The sequence below is a fragment of the Pseudoclavibacter sp. JAI123 genome, from assembly GCF_013409665.1.
In the GTDB taxonomy this organism is placed as follows: domain Bacteria; phylum Actinomycetota; class Actinomycetes; order Actinomycetales; family Microbacteriaceae; genus Pseudoclavibacter.
On the sequence record NZ_JACCCM010000001.1, the window covers coordinates 1,911,569 to 1,924,911 of the forward strand.

15 protein-coding genes and 1 tRNA gene are annotated in these 13,343 nt (G+C 65.0%); 14 read left to right on the forward strand and 2 right to left on the reverse strand.

The window, feature by feature from the left end; all coding sequences use genetic code 11:
• The first annotated feature begins 1 nt into the window (after position 1).
• The 13 genes from HDC34_RS08960 (at position 2) to HDC34_RS09020 (ending at position 9,596) form a co-directional block, all read left to right on the forward strand.
• The gene (locus tag HDC34_RS08960) at positions 2 to 496 is read left to right on the forward strand and encodes a redoxin domain-containing protein (RefSeq protein WP_179556599.1); all 495 of its coding nucleotides are present in this window, start codon (positions 2 to 4) and stop codon (positions 494 to 496) included.
• A tRNA-Val gene (locus tag HDC34_RS08965) sits at positions 487 to 562 on the forward strand. Before HDC34_RS08960 ends, HDC34_RS08965 begins: the two co-directional genes overlap by 10 nt.
• Positions 563 to 1,657: 1,095 nt before the next feature.
• On the forward strand, positions 1,658 to 2,554 hold the full coding sequence (locus tag HDC34_RS08970) for a hypothetical protein (protein WP_179556600.1): 897 nt from the start codon (positions 1,658 to 1,660) through the stop codon (positions 2,552 to 2,554).
• Positions 2,551 to 3,144 (forward strand): hypothetical protein, encoded by a 594-nt coding sequence (locus HDC34_RS08975; protein ID WP_179556601.1) that lies wholly within the window; start codon positions 2,551 to 2,553, stop codon positions 3,142 to 3,144. The genes HDC34_RS08970 and HDC34_RS08975 overlap by 4 nt, the downstream gene beginning before the upstream one ends.
• 40 nt (positions 3,145 to 3,184) lie before the next feature.
• Entirely contained in the window at positions 3,185 to 3,634 is a 450-nt protein-coding gene (locus tag HDC34_RS08980; RefSeq protein WP_179556602.1) for a hypothetical protein, read from the forward strand.
• Between the two features lie 9 nt (positions 3,635 to 3,643).
• On the forward strand, positions 3,644 to 3,997 hold the full coding sequence (locus tag HDC34_RS08985) for a hypothetical protein (RefSeq protein ID WP_179556603.1): 354 nt from the start codon (positions 3,644 to 3,646) through the stop codon (positions 3,995 to 3,997).
• A 681-nt stretch (positions 3,998 to 4,678) separates the two neighbouring features.
• Positions 4,679 to 5,257 carry a hypothetical protein gene (locus tag HDC34_RS08990; RefSeq protein WP_179556604.1) on the forward strand — a complete coding sequence of 193 codons (579 nt, stop codon included), beginning with the start codon at positions 4,679 to 4,681 and terminating at the stop codon, positions 5,255 to 5,257.
• A 112-nt stretch (positions 5,258 to 5,369) separates the two neighbouring features.
• A complete protein-coding gene (locus HDC34_RS08995; RefSeq protein ID WP_179556605.1) occupies positions 5,370 to 5,519 on the forward strand; it encodes a hypothetical protein in 150 nt (49 codons plus the stop codon).
• Positions 5,520 to 5,587: 68 nt separating this feature from the next.
• The gene (locus tag HDC34_RS09000) at positions 5,588 to 6,421 is read left to right on the forward strand and encodes a hypothetical protein (RefSeq protein WP_179556606.1); all 834 of its coding nucleotides are present in this window, start codon (positions 5,588 to 5,590) and stop codon (positions 6,419 to 6,421) included.
• A gap of 30 nt (positions 6,422 to 6,451) precedes the next feature.
• A complete protein-coding gene (locus HDC34_RS09005) occupies positions 6,452 to 6,712 on the forward strand; it encodes a hypothetical protein (protein ID WP_179556607.1) in 261 nt (86 codons plus the stop codon).
• 222 nt (positions 6,713 to 6,934) lie between these two features.
• On the forward strand, positions 6,935 to 7,276 hold the full coding sequence (locus HDC34_RS09010; RefSeq protein ID WP_179556608.1) for a hypothetical protein: 342 nt from the start codon (positions 6,935 to 6,937) through the stop codon (positions 7,274 to 7,276).
• Positions 7,277 to 7,383: 107 nt separating this feature from the next.
• Positions 7,384 to 8,619, forward strand: a complete 1,236-nt coding sequence (locus HDC34_RS18205) for a helix-turn-helix domain-containing protein (RefSeq protein ID WP_179556609.1) — start codon at positions 7,384 to 7,386, stop codon at positions 8,617 to 8,619.
• Between the two features lie 347 nt (positions 8,620 to 8,966).
• Positions 8,967 to 9,596, forward strand: a complete 630-nt coding sequence (locus HDC34_RS09020) for a hypothetical protein (RefSeq protein WP_179556610.1) — start codon at positions 8,967 to 8,969, stop codon at positions 9,594 to 9,596.
• Positions 9,597 to 9,700: 104 nt separating this feature from the next.
• Here HDC34_RS09020 and HDC34_RS09025 read toward each other — a convergent pair whose 3' ends face one another.
• Positions 9,701 to 10,357 carry a hypothetical protein gene (locus tag HDC34_RS09025; RefSeq protein WP_179555366.1) on the reverse strand — a complete coding sequence of 219 codons (657 nt, stop codon included), beginning with the start codon at positions 10,355 to 10,357 and terminating at the stop codon, positions 9,701 to 9,703.
• Between the two features lie 621 nt (positions 10,358 to 10,978).
• On the opposite strand from HDC34_RS09025, the gene HDC34_RS09030 reads away from it, so the two are divergent.
• Positions 10,979 to 11,908, forward strand: coding sequence for a helix-turn-helix domain-containing protein (locus HDC34_RS09030; protein ID WP_179556611.1), 930 nt, complete (start codon positions 10,979 to 10,981; stop codon positions 11,906 to 11,908).
• Positions 11,909 to 12,067: 159 nt separating this feature from the next.
• On the opposite strand, the gene HDC34_RS09035 is transcribed toward HDC34_RS09030, so the two are convergent.
• Positions 12,068 to 12,913 carry a hypothetical protein gene (locus tag HDC34_RS09035; RefSeq protein WP_179556612.1) on the reverse strand — a complete coding sequence of 282 codons (846 nt, stop codon included), beginning with the start codon at positions 12,911 to 12,913 and terminating at the stop codon, positions 12,068 to 12,070.
• Between the last annotated feature and the right edge of the window lie 430 nt (positions 12,914 to 13,343).

Below are 13,343 nucleotides of genomic sequence, written 5' to 3' on the forward strand. Positions count from 1 at the left end.
CGTGAGCGAATTCGCGCCGCCACTCGAATCCATCTCCCTGGTCGATCATCGCGGCGGGATGCGCGTCGTCGCGGGCCCGGCAGCGTCGGCTCGGCTGCTCGTGTTCGTGCCAGGGGCGTTCACACCCGTGTGCGCCGATGAGGTTCGAGAGCTCGTCGAGCTGGTCGACTCGGCTCGGAATACGGGGAGATCCAGCGCCCTCGCTCCAGGCTTCGAGGTCTTCGTCGTCGCTACCGACAGTGCGGCGACGCTGAGAGCCTGGCTACACGACCTCGGCGCTGACGGAGTGCTCACCGGGTGCAGCGACTTCTGGCCGCACGGGCGGGCCGCGCGCGCCTACGGCGCATTCGACGAGGGTTCTGGCGCAGCCACGCGCCGCACCTTCCTGCTGCGAGCGGATGGCAGCTACCGTCTCGTCGCGTCCGCTCACCCGGGGGAGGCGCGTGTTCGAGCGGACCACGCCGCCGCGCTACACTTGCTCGCCGAGGGCCTTTAGCTCAGCTGGTAGAGCGCCACGTTTACACCGTGGATGTCGTCGGTTCGATCCCGGCAGGGCCCACCACTCTGTATTCCTGGTCAGAGCGCGTTGGCACCGAGGTTGTCGCTCCCAGGCTCTCGACCGACCAGCGGCGAGGCGGCCGGGTGACGCGGTGCGCCTTGCGGTGGTGCTGCGTGTGTCCCGCCGCCGAAATCGAATCCGGGTGCGCGGACGGGTGGGGAGTCGCTCGCCGGCATGTGCGGGGCCGCGGAAGACATCACCGAGAACGTTCACGTCGAACGTGACCAACCTTGACAGCAAGGACTTCGTGATCAAGTAGCCGAGACCGCGGTAGGCACTTGCACCGGCAGGCCCATGGCGGCTCGGGTGCGAGTTTGCCAGGCTCCGTTCGTGCGCAAACCGACGCCGGGCCGCCGGCATGCCGTTGCCGGGGAATGCGCGCCAAGGTCCAGGCCAATTCGCGCGACTGATAGCGCATAGCGACCCTTTTCCGTCTGTATCGCGCCAAAGAGCGTCTCCGCCTCGTCGGGTTCCAAGCTCGTAGCTAGGCTCGCGCAGTCGAACTCCGGACGGTCGTCTCGACCAGCCGCGGTGAGAATCCGGTGACCCGGTGGGCGCCCCGTTCCGCCGATGCAGGTCAGGCGCACCATGCCGACGCGGCGGCGGTGACGAAACGAACGGAAACTGATGGGAAACCCCGCCACACGCTTGCTCTCTGCCCTGGTGCTGAGCGCAGCCCTCATCGGCACGACGTTGACACCCGCTGTCGCTGCCACGCTGGACTCGGCAACGATACCCAAGGTAGTAACTTGCACGCCAGCGAGCACAGGTGCGCCGACGCCCCGCGCAGCGGCGACTCCGACCGGGAACGGTTGTTCATCACATACGGCGCCGACGAACGCGACGGCACGGCAAGCTGCAGTAACCACCACCGGGACAACGACCGCGAACCCCGTTCCGACTCCACTGGACGTGACCACGGCAACCGCGACGCCAACAACGTCGAGCCCTGTCCAGACGCCTCCCGATGTGCCCACGCCATCCGCGACGCCGAAGCCCCTGCCATCACCCACCATGACGCTGAACGATCCTCCAAAGACGACTCCCGATCCGGTTGAATCGCTCCCGCCGGACAGCGCCCAAGAAGGTGACCCCTCAGTGCTGGAGCAGCTGCGCGCAGCGAGCCCAGAGAGCGCCCAGTGCTACGGATCGTCCAGCCTGAACTGGATCTGCAGCGGACCTTTCCAGAACGCCGTCCCCGGCTGGAACATCATCAACAACGCCGAAGGAGGCATGACCTCAGCCGGCATCGCGACCGCGGGCGGCGTGCACCAGCTGTACCTGAGCCGTAGCGTCACGATCCCCGCATCCGGATCGGTGCAGCTCGCCTCTCCCGTAGGTAAGCCCTACCCGGACGCAAAGCTCGGCCGCCTCGTCATGGACGCGCAGATCGGCGGCATTGACGGCAAGCTCACCCAGCGCCCCGACCTGACCGACCCACGTCAGCTCTGGGTCTTCACCCGGGACGCGGCCGGCGCGGCCAAGACTGTCGCCCAGAACGCCCCCATCGTGTCGCTCGACAAGCCCCGCCCGGGCGCGACATCGATCTTCTGGCTCGGTTCGAACAACCTCGACGACATGGCCCGCGTCAAGGACGACACCGCCCGCATGATTGAGCTGCACCAGGCGACTTCCAACGCGCCGTTCTACGTCGTCGAGCTGCCGCCGGCCTGGGGCGGTAACGAGCACCCTGTGACCGCCAACCGGAAGAGCCTCAACGCTTGGATCAAGCAGAACTACGGAGAGCGCGTCATTCCTCTCGCCGACTACCTTTCGAACGGGGCCCTCTACGACGCTGGAATCACACGCACCCAGGCTGACCTCGATGCCATCGCTCGAGGCGTCAATCCTCGCTCGTTCTGGATGTCGGCCACCGACCTCACGCACATGAACAGCACTGGTAAAATCTCGCGGCCCGTTACTTCGCCAGGTTCGTCCGTGACGACGCGACTTACAGCAAGGCGTACTCCCGCTTCAACGCGCAGTCGACTATGAACGTCAGCGTCAATGGGGGACAGGTGACCGTCTCCGGCCACGCCTTCGACTACTCGGACCTGTTCCAGTCGATACCGGTCGGGATCACCGTCAACGGCGCGTGGAACGCGACGATGGCCTCCGGCGCATCGACCAACCTGTTCGCGTACGGCATCCCCGGTCGCCACTCATACTCGATGACGTTCAACCTGAACCCGGGCAAGCACTTCATCTGCTCGGTGGGCGTCAACTTCGGTGCCGGAAACGACTATTTCCCGGCGTGCCAGACGATCACCGTCCAGAAGGCTGCTGCGCCCATCGGGCAGGTGATGGATGCACCCGCGTCGAACCGAATGCACCAGTTCGCCGGGTGGACGTACACGCCGGGCAACCCGGCCCGCTCGATCCCCGTAGCGATCCTCGTCGACGGGAAATGGCACCACGCCATCACAGCCAACCGGGACTCGCCCTACCTCAAAGGCGTCCCCGGTAAGCACGCCTTCTGGACAGCGGCTGCCTTCGCTCCCGGTAAGCATTCCATGTGCGCCGTCGCGATCGAGTCCGACACCAACATGACCAACCTCGGCTGCAAGGACTTCGTCATCAAGTAGCGCTGAGCAGTCTCGTCGCTTCGGCCCTGCATAGATGGGCATGAACCCATCCAGTCCCGTCGCTTTCGCCGCGCACTCCGGCGGCATCGTCCTGTTGCGGCGCACGTTCGATGCGGTCTTCATCTCGCTCGGGGCTCTCCTGCTCGCCTTCGCGGCCGATTCCGCCCTCAACCCGCCCACCAGCGACACCGTCATGTTCACCATCACGGCGACGAACACGGGGACGAAGACCATCGGCAACGGGCGCATCCACGACACCGCAGGCGACGAGCTCGGGGCTCAGGCAACTCGAATCATCTCCGGCGTTCTCGTCGCTGCCGCATCCCTCACCGCGGGAATCCTTGTGCTCCGGTTCCCCAGCGGCCCAGCGTCACGGAGACGGGGCCCGAGACATGAAGGACCGTTTGCGCCGAAATCCCTCCATCTCACGTCAATCCATCCCAGCGATCGTGTCGCTCGTCCGCACCGGTCCAAGCCATCCCTACGTTGAGGCCTGCTCATGAAACGAACCACCGCCATCACCTCAGCCGCAGCGATCACCGTCACGCTCCTCGCGGCGGCCGCGCTCACCGTCAACGCCCGCCAGCAGCTGCCCGTCAGCGACGCCGTCACGTGCACCGTCACCGCTAAGGGAGCCGAAGACGGCGCAGAACAGATCAAGCATCTGCGCATCGACACCGTGGACTGCGGCAGCTTCCGAGTCGCCGACCCGATCCTCATCGACGTTGGGACCCGCGCTGACCTCTACCGTTCGATCGAGACCGGGCAGACATACACGTTCGACACTCGCGGCGACCGAATCGAGTTCCTCGGGCTAGTCCCCGGCATCGTCGCCGCGACTCCCGCCGAGTAGCGCCCGCGTGAGCGCTTGGCAGGACGTGCCCACCGGCGCCTGGTTGCTGGTCATGGTGCACCTCTTCCGCGCCGGCGACGACAGGTGGATCGTCGTCGACTCCGAAGCGCGAACGTGACGAGGAACGAGGCACCGTCTACTCGCGCGAGCTGGCGAACATGCACACTGGCATCGCGGACGTCCTGGATGCCGTGTCCCGCGTCGATGACGGCTCCGGGGCACGTGAGCGATGATCGACTGGTCGAAGTTCAGCGAGCAGCAGGAGCAGGACTACAAGCGCCTCATTGAGTACTCCGGCGAGGCCTAGCCGCACTCGTGCTCGGCGGACTAGAGGTGACATGGTCCTCCTTCACGCCCGGGACGTGTGTGCCGGCACTGGCCGTCGTGACACCAGGCGGTCTTCATTCGGCGGGTGTGCCGGTGACTGACCTGAAGCCCCTCCGGCCGTGGCCGCACCGGTCACTGCAGAGTCCCGCTGACATCACCCATCTTCATGTAGTGAATGCTCAGTCCGCGCGACAGTTTGCGACAATCTTCTGCCTTCTTGCGTCTGAACAGGGGCAACGGCGTAGCACGGGATCCAGCTATGCCTACGGTGAACGCTGCTTCTGTGTCCCAGGGGCTTCACCGAGCTGGGTCGCAGGGCGCGAGCAGTGCGCCCGCGTTCACCAGAGGGTCCCGATGACACCACCAGGCCATGTTCACAATCCTGCAGGAGACACTGGCACACCCAGCCGCCGAGCGCTGCTGAAACGCGGCGCCTGGGCGGCACCCGTCGTTGCTCTCACCGTCGCGACACCCCAAGCTGCGGCGTCAGCAGGGCAAGCGACGACACGCTTCAACACGACGCCGCAGATGTTCATCCAGGGCTCCGCGTGGAGCCCGGCACTGAACGGCAGCGTCGTCCTTAGCTACCGGTTCGAGACCAAGTTCGAGAACATCTACCAGCCCCACGCCGTCACGATCCTCACCACCGACCTCGTGATTTCCTACCCATCCGCGTACATAGCGGACCTACCCCTCACCAATCTCAGCAACGGACTCGTCGAGGTTGGCCGGGCCGTGAGCGGCGAGACGATCACCTTCAGATTGCGGCTCACGGAGACGATTGCGAACGCTGCGTCATCGTCAGACATGAGTTGGGTCGCCACTGCCGTCCCCGGCGTCTCAACCTCCCAGGCCGTCCCGTTCTCCGTCACGCTGACTTCGCCCCAGTCGTCCACGACACTCGCGCACTCCGGCACCAACCCGACCTGGTAGCCGCCGCTCCACCCCTGCAAGGTCACGCGTTCAGCGCGCGAATCTCCCTTCTTGGCAACCGGTGGGACCGACCGCCGCGCACAGTCCCCGTGACCCACGCGGAGACTTGCCCTTGACCCACACTTCTGACGCTTGCCGCGAGTCCGCCCGCGGCAACGGAGTCGCCGACGCGGGCACCGCTGTCCCCATCGATTCGCTCAGGCAAGGCGACCGCGTGGACATGCGCCAGGTGATCGAAGCCCACATCGACCGCGCGGACTGAGACCTGGATAGCGCGGTCCGCGAGCTCATGCGCTCCTCGCCCTGTTCCCGACCGCCGTTCGCGCGGATGTGACGTTCACCGATCGCATCGGTCGCTTCGACGGGCCCGTGGAAGACCCGGACGTCGTGCGAGTCCAGGATTTCGCGATCTCCGACACGGACCACGTTGACCTGGTGGAGAAACTCGACGAGGACATCGAGCAGATCAAGGACACCGCGGCCGAGAAACATCGCAAGCTCACGAAGGCGGAGCAGAACAAGCTCACCACCCTCGAGGCCGAACGCGCCACGTTGCGGGAGCACGCGGAAATCGCGCTCTCCGCGATGGAGCACCAGGCCATGTCGGCCGACTTCAACCGCGAGTACCAGCTCAGCATCTCGAAGGTGGACCTCTCCGTCGGCGAAGCGAAGGACATCCACCTCGAGGCGATGGACCGAGCCCGCGCCGCAGCCCACGCCACCATCGACCTGTGCCGACAGGACCTCGCCGCCTACGCCGAGGACTACCGGCTCGACAAGGTCGACCACGTCGAGGTCCACACTCGCGCCGCGGACGCGTTTGAGGAAGAGCACGAGAACAGATACATCAACCGGATCTTCGACCGCGACGGCGAGGGCGTCTACTACTACGCGACCGGCAGGAGAGCGACGACGTGTACGAGCTCGCGGAGTTCGCCGAGCAGGGCATCTACTACCCGAACGCGAAGACGAACGATGCGAACCTGCTTCAGATGTCGAAGCTCGCCCGCGACGCCGCCACCTTTGGCATCGACCCGCAGTACCCTTCCAAGGGACTGCCGGCATCGACCGGGACGTCCGGGAAGCTGCCGCTGTGGGACCCGAGTTCCGACCCGACCAGCGTCTTTCTCTTCGATGCCTGAGCTGATCGCCAGTCTGGACTAGGCATCGTTCTGGATCGGTGTCGCGGCCGCCGTGCTCGTGCCGGCTCTGATCTTCGCGACCTGGTTCGCCGCCATATGCGTCTACGTCCTCGCCACCAACCGGCGCTTCGGGCTCGGCGGATGCATGGTCTGCGATCGGGCGCCCGTGTGCGAGATGAAGGAGAAGACGGAACTGCAGGTGTTGTTCACGAAGCTCTGGCACAACCAGGTGCTGGCGCGGATGCCCGCGCATCGGAAGGCGTGGCGAGCGCACCGCTGGCGCCCCGACAACTGCGCCGCCCGAACCCGCTGAACCCGCCGACCGAAGTTTCACGCATACAAAAGGATTGGCTCGCTATGACGACTGCAGCAAGTTCAGGACGTGAAGCCGCCCGCGGCAACGGCACCACGGGAGGCCAGTTGGCTTCCAGGACCACAGACTGCCAGCGGCCGCTCCCCAGTCGACTCGAACGAGCTCGAGGCAACCCGCATCCAGGTGTTCAACCCGCAGGCGACGTCCGTGAGGAACATGGCGGTGACGACCGCCGCGATCCACCGCGACGTCGGCTTCGAGGACCTGTCGCGGTCCGAACGGCGTGCGCACCGGCACGTGGACAAGGACCGCGGCTGGATCCTCGACGAACTCCCGCGGGATGACCGAGGCGAGATGAACGGTCTGGAAGCCCTGTGGCAGGTTGCAATAGCTCCGAATAACCCCGAGCAGACCTGGGGGATCCGGGCCGGGGCCTCCACGACCGCGATCGCAGCACAGCAGCGCACCAACGTCCTGGCCGCCAGTCACGGGCTCGAGTTCGACCCCCGCGACGGCGGAACGTTCACCCCCCCCGTGGCTTCGGAGACGGACGCGCCACGCTGAGCCACCGTCGCGGGTGAGGAGCGTGCGCGGGCTTCCGGAGCGCGCCCATCCGCAGAAGTGACCGGATTAGCTGTCAGTTCGTCAAGGGTCTAGTTGCAACTGGTGTCGTGTGTATCGACCCGCTGAGAAAAACTGGTCGAAATTTGGGAAGAACTGGTCGGATACCCCGGGATCAGCCATTTCGCGACAGTGCCGACGTGTACGTGACGCAAAATGAACGCTTGCACGTCGGAAGACGTGTCAGCGCTCGCATCCGGGCCGGATGCATGTCTTTTCACGCGCATACGCTTGCCGAAACTTCTCACTGGAGGTGGAATGTGCATGAAGCGAGCGCTCATGGAGCGGCAGCAGGTGCTGTCACGCGTGAAGTCGTCCTCGACGGCGACGCCGCGATCGAATGGGTCGCCGCACTCGGCTGGGTGGCTGAACCCATCAACTCGCGCTTCCAGGTCATCGCCGATCTGATCCGAACCGACAGCTTCGCGATCGGCCGCATCTGGCACACGCCAGCTCACCTCTCGTTCGTCGTCGACGACGAGACCCCGCCGGACCTGTTCCACTCGGTGTACGGCATCGAAGGCACCCAGATACTGACGTCCGACACCGAACGAGTCGATCTGCACCCCGGACAGATGCACGTGCAATCCTTCGGGGAACCACTCACGATCACCTCCCACGAGCCAGTCGCACGCCTGTTCTTCGTCTCCAGCTGGGCCCGCTTGCGAGACTTCGAAGGAAACGTCCCTGAACCGCACACAGGGCTGTTCGGCGCGTCCAACGCGTACCGGGAAATCTTCACCAGCGCAGCACACGCCGCACTGAACTCCGTGACGACGGTGGAAGGTGCTGGATTCGACCGCGTCAGAACCGGGCTCGACCAGCTCTTCGCCGGCGTACTCGCCGATGACGCGCCGGCACGACCCAGGCGAGCGCGCGGGGTCGGAACCTCGCAAGAAGGGAGAGATGGCCTCCGAGTCACGCCCTCGCTGCTTCGGCGCGCGTCGCAGCGGATCGAAGCCTCCGCCAGCGACGTCACCTTCGACGCTGGCAAGCTCGCGCGGGATCTCGGCATCTCCACAGCGAGTCTGTATCGGGCGTACGAAGACACAAACCTGACGCCGGCCTCTCAGCTTCGACGAGTTCGAGCTCGGCTCGCGCGAGACCTGTTGGAGGCACCGGGAGAATTCGGCGACGTTGACACCCAAGACCTGAAGCGCATTGCTGCGGCTGCCGGTTTCGGCTCGGTGCGGGCCATGCGTCGCGCCCTCGATGGGCTATCGGACAGCGAGAGTGAAGCTCAGTCGGACATCTCTGCAGGCGAGTCTGGCATCGCTCGGATCTGAGCGCTGACGCTCACATTCCCACTCGCTGAGAAAGACCGACCGGAAAGTCGGTCGTTCTCGGGTCGACTCTCGCTATTACTGCCAGTGTTTCTCAAACTGAGTGCTGATTCTTCTCCCAGATTGAAGCTCGATGACTGGTCGGATAGCTTGCAGGAAGGGTTGCGGTTTCATCAAAGCAGACCTCGCGCTTGGTGGTAGCGAACTCACGTTCGTGCCGAGATGCAATGCCGTAATGACCTGGGATCTGCGGCTGGTGACAGTTTGCCGGTAAGCGCCCACGTCCTTATCTAACCGGACTGCCGTGGTCTATTCGCGACCTCGTTTCAGCGACAGAGAAAGAGCACACATTGACAAAGAACACTTCTGAGAACCACGGCGCGGCCGGGGACACCACGCGTCGGCGGGTCCTGCAGACAGCGGCATGGACGGTGCCGGTGATCGCGATGACCACCGCAGCTCCAGCATTCGCGGCATCGCCGCCGCGAACGTTCGAGATCCAGTCCAGCTTCGGCATCGGGTGGTACCCGACGGCTCAGGGCCAGACCGCGAACGGTGCGCTGCAGTACGACGCAAAAGAGCCTGGCCAGTATCTTCGCATCACGGGCACGCAGCCCGGTGACGTCCTCTCGAACATCTACTACGAGGTGCTCATCTCCACGGGATGGCCGGCTGTCACGTTCACGCCGATTCCCGGCTCGAACACGGCATGGTCGACACTCGCGAACACGGGCACGACGACGGTCGTTGGTGGCGTCACCTACCGCGTTTACCGCTCGAACTACAGCGGCACCGTGACTGCAACCGGGGCGACGACCAACGTCACGACCGACTTCTTCTTCCGTTCCTCTGGCCCGTACTACGCCGGCCAGACTGCGATCACGCGCCGTTACGTGACGGTCAACAGCACTCCCGTTCAGCTCGTCAGGAACCCGGCTGAGATCGTGAACAGAAACGTCACGACCTACCCCACTCCGTAAGCTCTGACGCCTGCGTCACGGGACGGAAACAGCGAATAACACGGGGGCCAAGACTGCAACAGTCTTGGCCCCCGTTCTCGGTTCCCGAGATGCCCGTTGCGAGGCTACGAGCGGCAGCCGGCCGCGGAGATGCGGGGGAGTCCGATCCGGATGTCGTCGTTCGTGCGGTTGGGGTTGTTGGTCACCCCTGGCACGAGGAAGACGATCGCGAACGTCACGGCGGCGTTGCTGGGGGCCGTCCAGGTGAATGAGTGGGTCTGCCCGCCGCTGAGGTTGTTCGTCGGGCCGCCGGCGGTCGGCTTCGTGATGCCCGCCCAGTGGGTGGTCCCGTTGATGCGCATGTTCAGGGTCTGCGAGTCAGTCAGCGTGGTGTTCGTGTTGGTGACGAACGTGAAGGTGTAGGCCGTCCCGCTGACCGGGACGAACACCGTCGACCACTGCACGGTCGTGGTGCCGCCCTGCAGGTTCCTGTCCTGCACGGACAGGAACGAGTTCGCGTTGTTCTCGGGCAGCGCGAGGTATGTCCCGCCGACTCGGTTGTTGTAGGTCGGATCGGGGTGCACTCGCAACTGACCGGTTGTGCTCGCCGTCCAGCTCGCCGCCGACGCAAACTGCGGGCACGGTGGGGACGCCGCTGCCATCGGGGCTGCGGCCGCGACGGCGATCACGGGGATGGACCAGGCAGCGCCGGCCACGATCGTGCGTCGCTTCATCGATCCTGGCGCGTCGGCCTGGTTCGAGCTGTCGAGAGGATCCGACATGAGTTTCCTTTCGTTGGTGAGCCCCTGCATTCCCACGGGAACGTCCTGCGGATATCGATCACGATGCACGCGAGGTGGCTCTATGAATTGCACGCTGAGAATCAGACGCCAATCCGAACGGTAACTTCTTCACGCGCTCCACGTGCGCTCAGAGAAAGAACGGCGGAAGAAATGGCACGTGAGCATCCGTGGCGGCTCAATTTCATTTCCCCGGGTTCCTGGATACCTATGGATGACGAGAACGATCATGCGAACACTTTGCGACACAAGTCATCCAATTTACGTCTCTTGGCGCCGATTGAAATGTTCTCGACATTTCATGCGGCATGCTGGCAACCGCCGGACGGTGGTGTGTTCTGGGGAGCCGCGTCTTCGCGGGGATCTCGGGGAGATCCGCGCACCGCCCATCCGTGCCGGACTCCTGCGGGTCGACGGCCCCCACTGCCGCCCGCAGGAGTCTCTCTTGTGCGCGCCACAGGCCTCCGGTTCCGACGCAGATGAGCCGCGTGTGGGTCGGGAGCTGATGTTGGCGCGCGTCGCCGCGGACGCTTCACGTCACCACCCACGGTCCCACCACCGACCGCCGCCGAGGCACATCGTTCTAATCGACTTGGAGGACCCATGGAGCGCGTCGCTCGTGCCCATTACAAGGAAGACAGCGGCTGGAGCCCCTTCCCTGGCTACCGGACGCAGCAGTTCAGAATCCGAGGCCCGCTGCCCCCTGGCATCGACAAGGTGCTCAAGGCCGGTGTGGACCTGCGTGCGCCCACGCGTACCGCGACGATCGAGGCCTCGTTGCTGCGCTTCGACCGGTACCTGGTCGTGAGGGGCGAGAGCTCGCCGATCGACCTTGTCTGGAAGCGCGAGCGCGCTTCAGCTCAGGGGCGGACACTGGTGTTGTTCTTGGAGCGAGGTTCGCTCGACGTCGGATCTGACCAGCGACGGCTTCGACTGGAGGCGTCGCAGATCGCGATCGTGCCACCGGGGGCCGGCCCGGTCGTCCTCCACGCCCACGAGAAGATCGCCGGCGTCATCTTTTCCTTCGCAGCCAGCGAGCTCGCACCGCTCCAGACCCGGTGGTACCACTCCGACGGAGGCGTGGTCCGCGAGAGCGTGCTCGCGCTCCTGACTGCAGCCGCGACAGCGTCGCCGATGCCGGACCCGCAAGCCGCGACCTCACTGCGGTCGTTGCTGCGCGCTGCCGCTCACTCATTGCTGGTCGAATCCACGCATGTCAGCAACTTGCGCGACACCGACACGCTCGCTCTGGTCAGGCTCATCGTCGAGAACCGATTCCAGGTCCCGGGCTTCTCCGTCGACGGCATCGCCCGCGAAGCTGGCCTCAGCCGGAGAGTCCTCGAGCGTCGACTCCAGGCGGTCGACGCCAGTGCCGCAAAGATCCTGCGTGAACGCCGCATCCAGAATGCCGAAGCCCTCCTGCAAGAACAACCGGGACTGCCCGCTCGAGAGGTCGCGATGCAAAGCGGATTCTCCTCACCCGTCACCCTGCGGCGAGCGCTCGCTTCGCAGCGCACCAGCCTCGAGTCCTAACCGTTGCTCGCCGTCCCGGCAGGATGCGGGGACAGTTGTTCTCAGATGTCGTGCCAGAAGCCCCACACGTACCAAGAGCCGCCCCGACGATGCGTCGGGGCGGCTCTTGCATTACGGCACGGGATACCCGGGGGAGGTCCTCAGTGCTCGAGCCCAGGTTTAGCAGGCGATCTGCGCGGTGAACCTGATCGAGCTGACGGCGATGAAATGCCATCCCTGGTTCCCGTTGAACGACGTGTAGTCCATGGTGCTGCCGTTTGGGAACGAGTCGAAGCGGAACTCGTCCTGGTACTGCGCCTGCTCCATTGGGTTGGTGGGGAAGAGTCCACCGCTTCTACGGAACGGGTCGGCGAGCGTACCGGTTCCTGCTCCCTGATCGAGCGTCGGCTCCGAAACGATCGACGCAGGCGTGACGCTGAAACCAACTGCGTCCCAGTAGGAGGCACGCCAGGCGGGCACCTCGACGGAGGTGATGTCGAAGATGTCGATCGCGACGTTCGTGGCAGAGATCGCAGCGCCTGATGCGTCGAAGAACTCGAAGGTCAGCGTCTGGCTATCGGTGCCCGGACCGATGGGCGCGGTGGTGCCTTCCTTGCGCTGGTTCAGCACGATCGCGCCGGCCGGACCGAACCCAGAGTAGGTGTAGTCGCCGCTGCCATCGTCCGCGAAGTCGCCGTTCCAGCCGGAGCCGTTCTGACTGAAGTTGTAGGACTGGCCATTTTGCGTGGTCGTCGTCCCGGGGGCCAGTGTTGACGTGATCCGCACGGTGTACGTGTCAGCTGTGTCGGGGCTCGTCGCGTTCAGCACCTTCACCGACCCCGAGTCCGAGTTCGTCACGAACGCAGCGTCGAACTCGGCCGTCGGGCAGGCTGAGGCAGCTGCGAGCGGCACGGCGGTGGCCACGGCCATCACGGGGATTGACCAGGCGGCTCCCGCGACGAGTGTGCGCCTGCCGACGATGGCCGGAGCGGTGCGTGGTGTCGGGTCCTGCGTGGGGTCTGACATCCGATGTCCTTTCGAGGACGAGAACGAGCTCCGCGCCGGGGGGCACTCGCGTGGGGTGGGGGAGGGGTGATGCGGTGATGCCCGTGTCAGCATTGGGCGCTGCACGTAAAGATTCAGGTCCGCATTGAATCGTAGAGAGCCAGGAACGAGCGAATGAGCTCTTGAGAAGAACTGGCGAGAAGGAAGCGCAGCTCGAGTGAACCAGCTAGTGAGAAGCGGTCTGGACGCGATGATGCGCCTGACCAGGGAGGATGAGCGCAAGCCTTCGGGGGCGTTAGGCGCTGTCGATGACGACTCGGCGCGCGCGCTTGGAACCAGGTCCACGCCCGGCCGATAACTGTGCAACTCTTCGATTGAGGAGCCGCGAACATTGCCCGCCAAGCGGGGGCGTGAGCCTGCTCAGGTGTTGAGGTGTCCCCGTGCGCGGGAT

Coding starts and splice junctions, on each gene's coding strand:
- HDC34_RS09025 (WP_179555366.1), bottom strand. CDS start 10,357: ATGTCGGATCCTCTCGACAGCTCGAACCAGGCCGACGCGCCAGGATCG.
- HDC34_RS09035 (WP_179556612.1), bottom strand. CDS start 12,913: ATGTCAGACCCCACGCAGGACCCGACACCACGCACCGCTCCGGCCATC.
- HDC34_RS08980 (WP_179556602.1), top strand. CDS start 3,185: ATGAACCCATCCAGTCCCGTCGCTTTCGCCGCGCACTCCGGCGGCATC.
- HDC34_RS08975 (WP_179556601.1), top strand. CDS start 2,551: ATGAACGTCAGCGTCAATGGGGGACAGGTGACCGTCTCCGGCCACGCC.
- HDC34_RS08990 (WP_179556604.1), top strand. CDS start 4,679: ATGACACCACCAGGCCATGTTCACAATCCTGCAGGAGACACTGGCACA.
- HDC34_RS08985 (WP_179556603.1), top strand. CDS start 3,644: ATGAAACGAACCACCGCCATCACCTCAGCCGCAGCGATCACCGTCACG.
- HDC34_RS09030 (WP_179556611.1), top strand. CDS start 10,979: ATGGAGCGCGTCGCTCGTGCCCATTACAAGGAAGACAGCGGCTGGAGC.